The 6,117-nt window shown below is 68.0% G+C and carries 5 protein-coding genes; 4 read left to right on the forward strand and 1 reads right to left on the reverse strand.

From position 1 onward, the window contains the following. Window positions 1–46 precede the first annotated feature (46 nt). Entirely contained in the window at window positions 47–277 is a 231-nt protein-coding gene (locus EES42_RS36240) for a metal-sensitive transcriptional regulator (protein WP_241196843.1), read from the reverse strand. Window positions 278–564: 287 nt separating this feature from the next. On the opposite strand from EES42_RS36240, the gene EES42_RS47415 reads away from it, so the two are divergent. From EES42_RS47415 to EES42_RS36255, 4 genes are all read left to right on the forward strand, one after another. Continuing rightward, window positions 565–837 (forward strand): DUF6223 family protein, encoded by a 273-nt coding sequence (locus tag EES42_RS47415; protein ID WP_266487811.1) that lies wholly within the window; start codon window positions 565–567, stop codon window positions 835–837. Further along, window positions 825–1,106, forward strand: a complete 282-nt coding sequence (locus EES42_RS47420) for a DUF6223 family protein (protein ID WP_266623298.1) — start codon at window positions 825–827, stop codon at window positions 1,104–1,106. The genes EES42_RS47415 and EES42_RS47420 overlap by 13 nt, the downstream gene beginning before the upstream one ends. A gap of 482 nt (window positions 1,107–1,588) precedes the next feature. Continuing rightward, window positions 1,589–3,508, forward strand: a complete 1,920-nt coding sequence (locus EES42_RS36250) for a multicopper oxidase family protein (RefSeq protein ID WP_206433769.1) — start codon at window positions 1,589–1,591, stop codon at window positions 3,506–3,508. Between the two features lie 969 nt (window positions 3,509–4,477). Continuing rightward, on the forward strand, window positions 4,478–5,755 hold the full coding sequence (locus tag EES42_RS36255; protein WP_241196823.1) for an acyltransferase family protein: 1,278 nt from the start codon (window positions 4,478–4,480) through the stop codon (window positions 5,753–5,755). Window positions 5,756–6,117: the final 362 nt, after the last annotated feature.

The following is a 6,117-nucleotide window of genomic DNA, read 5'->3' on the forward strand; positions in this document are numbered from 1 at the left end:
TCGCCGGTCGGTCCTTGGTGGAGCCGGCCGGCCGGACGGAGCGGGGTCAGGCGAGGGTGAGAAAGAGTTTCTCCAGTCCTTCTTGTGTCATGAGTGAGGCGTCGGATCCTTCGGTGAGGCACTGCCGCATCCCGCTGGCCACGATCTTGAATCCGGCCCGGTCCAGGGCCCGGGAGACGGCGGCCAGCTGGGTCACGACGTCCTTGCAGTCGCGGCCGGACTCGATCATCGTGATCACCGCGGCCAGCTGTACTTGAGCCCGCCGAAGACGGTTCAGGACAGGCCGGTGACCAGCAGCGTCGCCGCCACGCCGACGGCGATCGCCCAGTCCCTCACACCGGCCGGGACACCGGGCCATCCTGTGCTCACGCGCGCACCCTAGCCGGATGCGGTCCCGGGCGAGTCCCGCTTGCAGACGAGTGATCGGCTACCACGTAGGCGGTATATGCGTGTCGCCTGCGGCGGGCGCGGCAGCGGGAAGTGCCCGCGTCCGCCGGACGACCGGAGGTGGAGCAGGCGGACATGCTGGGGTGATCCAGTTCCCGTGAGGAGAAGGAGCACCCCATGTCAATGCGCACTGTGCTCGCCGTGGCCGGCGCCGTCCTGGTCGGCGGATTCGTGCTCGCCGTACCGGCGGCCGCGGACCTTTCTGTCCAGCCGGTCGCCGCAAGCGTCTACACCCTGAGCGTCGGCCGTATCGGATCTTCCTTGGCCGCGCTGGTTGGCCTCCTCGGTGCGGTCAGCGGCGGCCTGGCCCTGGCCCGCCCCGCCGTCAGGGCCACATCGGCACCTGGGCCCGACGGAACGGGGCCGTCACAGCGCTCGTGGCGGGCCTGATTGCCGTGGGCGTCGGCGGGGCGGTTGCGGCCACCGCCGATGGTGGCACCGGCACCGGGCTGGGCGGCGCCTACGTCGCCATGCTGATGGGCCTGGTCGCCGTCACCCTTGGTTGGCTCGCTCCCGCCGAAGTGGCTGACCGAAACGCGAATCCTTGGGAAGGTCCGCTGCGGGCTTGCCTTCGCGCGGGCCCGCGGTTGATTCGGCAGGCGCCGAACGAGCCGGCGATCACACGCGCATGGAACAAGACTCTGCGACCGGCCCGCTGACCGACGCTTGTGCGCGCTTCGGCTGCTGGCCACTCCTCTGCGGTGGTCCTGTCGTGTGCTGGAGGGCGATCCGGATTCCGGGCCAGCGCTGTTCCCCGGTCGGCCGCTGTGAACGCGGCTCTACGTCATACTCGCCGGTTCCTCCAGCGTCCTGGGATGTCGTCGGTGGGAGGTTGGCTGCTAATTGCCCGTCAGCGATTTCGAAGCAATGGGGTGATAGGAGGTGCGCTGCCTCACTCGTGACGCGATTCTGGCATCCAGAGTGGCTTAAATACGCACAGAAGAAACCAAAGAAGCTCACCAAGGCCGGTATCCCGGGGTCTGGCACACGCGGGTTCGGGCCCGGTATCCCGTATGCGTTCACGCGCTGGTCGCCGGATAGGTCCGTGGAGCATTGCCGGCAGCGCGCGGATCTGCAAGCTGCGACCCCTGATGGTGCCCGCAATTGATGGAGGACCTACGTGGTCACGAGACGGCGTGTCGTGCAGGCGGCGGTCGGCGGAATATTCGCGCTCCTTCCGGCGGCCTCCGCGACTCCACGCCTCCTTGAGCCCAGCGGCAAGGGCGTTCTGGATCCGGGAAAGGTGGATAAGTACGTCACGCCGCTCGTCGTCCCGCCTGTCATGCCGCAGGCCGGGGGCGGCGTCGCTGATCACATCGACCATTACGTGATCGGTGTGCGACAGTTCCAGCAGCAGGTGCTGCCCTCCGGCCTACCGGCGACGACCGTGTGGGGGTACGGATCGCCTCCGCACCCGCGCAGCTTCCACTACCCCGCGTTCACCGTCGAGGCTCGTGCCGGAACACCTGTGAGGGTGAGGTGGAAGAACCAGTTGCTTGATCGCAGAGGCCGTTACTTGCCACACCTGTTGCCGGTCGACCCCACACTGCACTGGGCGAACCCTCCGGGCGGAACATCGGCCCGGGACTCACGTCCCGGATTCCGCTCGACACCCGGACCGTATACGGGCCCAGTGCCGATCGTGACGCACCTGCATGGCGGGCGGAACTCGGAGGAGAGCGATGGCTACACCGAAGCCTGGTACCTTCCCGGCGCGCTTGATCTTCCTGCGGGATACGCCGAAGTCGGCTCGTTCTACGAGGAGTTCAAGGAGAAGTTCGAAGACCGGTTCGGCGACGCCTGGGGTCGGGGGGACGCTGTGTTCCAGTACGCCAACGCGGATAGGGCCTCGACCTTCTGGTTCCACGATCACGCCCTGGGCGTCACGCGGCTGAATGTCTACGCCGGACTGGCAGGGTTCTACCTTCTGCGAGGCGGACCTGCGGACCTTCCCGCCGGTGTTTTGCCCGGGCCCGCGCCCCGGCCCGGTGATCCGCCCGGCCGGAAGTACTACGAGATCCCTCTCGCCATCCAGGACCGCTCCTTCCACGTCGACGGCAGCTTGTTCTACCCGGCCGGACGCAGTGCCTTCGACGGATTCAGGGGCCCCTACATCCCGGACAGTGACATCCCCCCGATCTGGAACCCCGAGTTCTTCGGCAACACGATGGTGACCAACGGGAGTACCTGGCCGGTCCTTCGAGTCGAACCGCGCCGCTACCGTTTCAGGCTTCTCAACGGATGCAACTCGCGGTACCTGATCCTCAAGATCGTTACCCACCCACTCGCCAACCGTCCCGCGACCCCCGCCCTCCCCTTCTGCCAGATCGGCAGCGAGGGAGGCTTCCTCCCCGCACCTGTGCAGCGCGACCAGGTGCTCATCGCTCCCGCCGAGCGCGCCGACGTGATCGTCGACTTCGCATCCGTCCCGGTCGGGACCGAGCTGTATCTCATCAACGAGGGCCCCGACAAAGCATTCCAGGGCGGGAAGGCAGGTACGGACTACTCCCCGGCAGACCCTGTCACCACCGGGCAAATCATGAAGCTCGTCATCGAAGCACTCACCTCACCGGACACGACCGTGCCACCGTCCCAGCTGTCGCTTCCGTCGTTCGAACCATTGGGCAAGGCAAGCCGCATCCGACGGCTCTCCCTCAGCGAGCAGAAGTCCGCGTCACTGCCGAACGTCGGCCCCCGGCAAATGCTGCTCGGCACCCTGGACCGGAACGGGGCCCCCGTGCCGATGCGCTGGGACGACCCCGTTACGGAGAATCCGGCCCTGGGCGCGACCGAGATCTGGGAGATTCACAACTTCACGAAGGACGCACACCCGATTCATGTCCACGAAGTCCAGTTCCAAGTCCTCGACCGGCAACAGGCGGGCCGCGCTACGCGGCCCGCCGAGCCGTGGGAGAATGGGTTCAAGGACACAGCAGTCGCCTATCCGGGTGCCGTGACGAGGCTGAAGGCGACGTTCGACCGGGCAGGCCGATATGTCTGGCACTGTCACATGCTCGAACACGAAGACAACGAAATAATGCGCCCCTACACCGTCGGATGACGGCGGGGGAGGTTCTGCCCCTCTCCTGTGTCTCGGAATGCTCCCCTGGAGCAAGATCAGCCAGAGCCGGAACCTCGGGCAGGCGGGCAGGCGGGCTGTCGGCGCATCCTGCGCACTGCTATGGCCCCGCACTGCGGCAAAGCCCCCGCAGATGCTGGCCGCGTCCGGAGTCAGGGTCCGGGAACGACAGGGCAGCACCGGGCACCTTTGCGCGGCCCGGCTGGGGGGATGGCTCGGTGGTGGCCGCAGTCCTGGCGGCCGCCTTCCGGCAGCGCGAATTGGTGGAGGCGTACCACTTCGATCTCTCGGGTGCGTCTGCCCGAGTTCGGGGTCGCCATGCAGTTTGAGGTTCCATCGCGTGCGTTGCCGCTGTTCAACGATGGCTCCTGCGTGCGGTGTGCAGTGGCGCATGAGACAGATGACGCCCATCGGGCGGCCACCAACGCCATGGTCGGCGGGCTGCCGGACGAGACTGTCTTCTCGGTCGCCTGGGTGTTCCGGCAGCTGCCACCCGGAGCGTGGAGCAGATGCTCGCGGCAACCTCGCTGGTGGTCTCGCGCGTGCTTGCGGCCCTGAGCCTGTTCGTCCTGCCCATGGGCGGTTCGCTCATGGCCAGCTGATCCGGGCCCCGGAGTCTTCGTTCGCCCAGCGGTCGGCGTACCGGGGGTGTCGCTCGAGTCGGCCTGGTAGTCCTTGGGTCTTCTCGCTTCACGGTGTTCCGCCGCACGGTACAGCGCGCGTGGATCTACACAGGCGGGCGGTCCAGGCAGGTCCGGCGTCCGACGGAGGCACTGGTCCGCCCGGCCGACCAGGCCCGCCGCGTGGAGCCGTTCGGCGTAGGCGCCGACGATGGCCTGTTCCGCAGCCGCGGAACCCTGGACGGCTGATCACTCGCTGGCACCGCACTTACACGGAGACCAGTCCGCCGTACACCGACGACTGGCATGGCGATCTCATGGGAGGAGTCGGGTGGAACGGAACCGTTGCGCGGACCTTTTGCGTGTGTGTGCGATCGGCGGGGTGGTGCTTGGCCACTGGCTACTGGCCAGCGTCACGTACCGGAGTGGGCATCTGTCTGGTCTCGACGCTCTTCAGTACGTCGGCTGGGGCCGCTGGCTGACCCTGTTGCTGCAGGTCATGCCAGTGTTCTTTGTGGTCGGCGGGTATGCCAACGCCGTCTCCTGGACGGCCCACCAGCAACGAGGGGAGGGCTGGACCAACTGGGTGCGCGGCCGGATGCTGCGGCTGCTGTGGCCGACGACGGTCTACGTCGTGGTGGGCGAAGTCGTCGTCACCGTGGCCCGGATCGCCGACGCGGACAAGGCCGCTCTGGCCCGCGCCGGGTGGCTCGCCACTCTGCATCTGTGGTTCTTGCCCGTCTATCTGCTGCTGATCGCGCTCACCCCGCTCCTGCTCGCTGCGCACCGGCGGTGGGGACTGGCAGTACCTGCGGTGATGGCCGTCGCAGCTGTGGGGGTGGACGCCTTGGTGCTCGGCCCTCACCTGCCTCTGATCGGCTTCGCGAACTATCTGCTGGTGTGGGGCGTGATGCACCAGTGGGGGTTCGCGTGGCAGGACGGCACGCTCACGCGTCCCCGGTGGCGCTGCGGGGTGCTGGTCGCCGGAGGAGCTGTGCTCCTCGCCGCGCTGGTGGTCTGGGGCCCCTTCCCCATCGACATGATCGGGACGGGAGCGCGGGTGGGAAACACAACCCCGCCGTCGATTGCCCTGCTGGCGTTCGCAGCCACCCAGACGGGACTGCTGCTCGTGGTCGATCCGGCCGTTGAGCGCCTGCTCGCCCGTCAGTGGCGATGGCGGCTGGTCTCCCGCCTCAACCGCACGGTCATGACGGTCTACTTGTGGCACATGATGCCGGTGATCATCGTGGCCGTCATGCTCTACCCCACCGGCTTCATGCCCCAGCCGACCATCGGATCGGCTCAGTGGTGGGCCCTGCGCCCGGCCTGGCTCACCCTCCTGACAGCTCTGCTGGTACTCCTCACCGTGGGTGTGATGCGGGCCCAGCGGCCGCTGCGTCTGCTGCCCTCGGGACTGGGAACGGCCGGGTGGTGGTCGCCGCTGCTGGTGCTGTGCGCTCTGGGAGCCATCGTGCCGGCGTTGGCCAGGCTGGCCATCTGCGGATTCGCACCAGGCGGACACGTGCCCGTGCTGTTGCTGGCGACCTACGTCTGCGGACTCTTGGCAGCTTTGTATTCGGGCCGCCCATCGGCAGGGCGAAGTGGCTGAGTACCGGCGACGATCAGCACGGCGGCCGCGAGGGCCTGCTCCGCACCCCGGTGCGACTTCCGGGAGCGCGCAGGCAGCCGGGAAGGGCGCGTCTCGGGCAGCGCACCGGCCGCGGCGGCACGCGGCGCATGACGGCGATCGCGGTGACGGCCGCATGGCCACAAGAGCAGTGCCGATCAGATGTGGTGGCGTGGGACGGGGGAGGGGAGGGTGGCGAAGCGGCCAGCGCGGCGGCGGATGTGGCGGTGCCCGGGACGCAGCCGCGGGGCTGGCTGCGGGGCTGGGAAAGAGGCATTTGCCGATCTTGATGAGGCCCAGGTAGCCAAGGGTCGACGTTGTCACGTTGGTGCGGTGTTGATCGA

This window comes from Streptomyces sp. ADI95-17 (assembly GCF_003846175.1).
Classification (GTDB): Bacteria; Actinomycetota; Actinomycetes; order Streptomycetales; family Streptomycetaceae; genus Streptomyces; species Streptomyces sanglieri.

Excerpts from the sequence above, each read along its gene's own strand:
- EES42_RS47415 (WP_266487811.1), top strand. The coding sequence starts at position 565 with ATGTCAATGCGCACTGTGCTCGCCGTGGCCGGCGCCGTCCTGGTCGGC.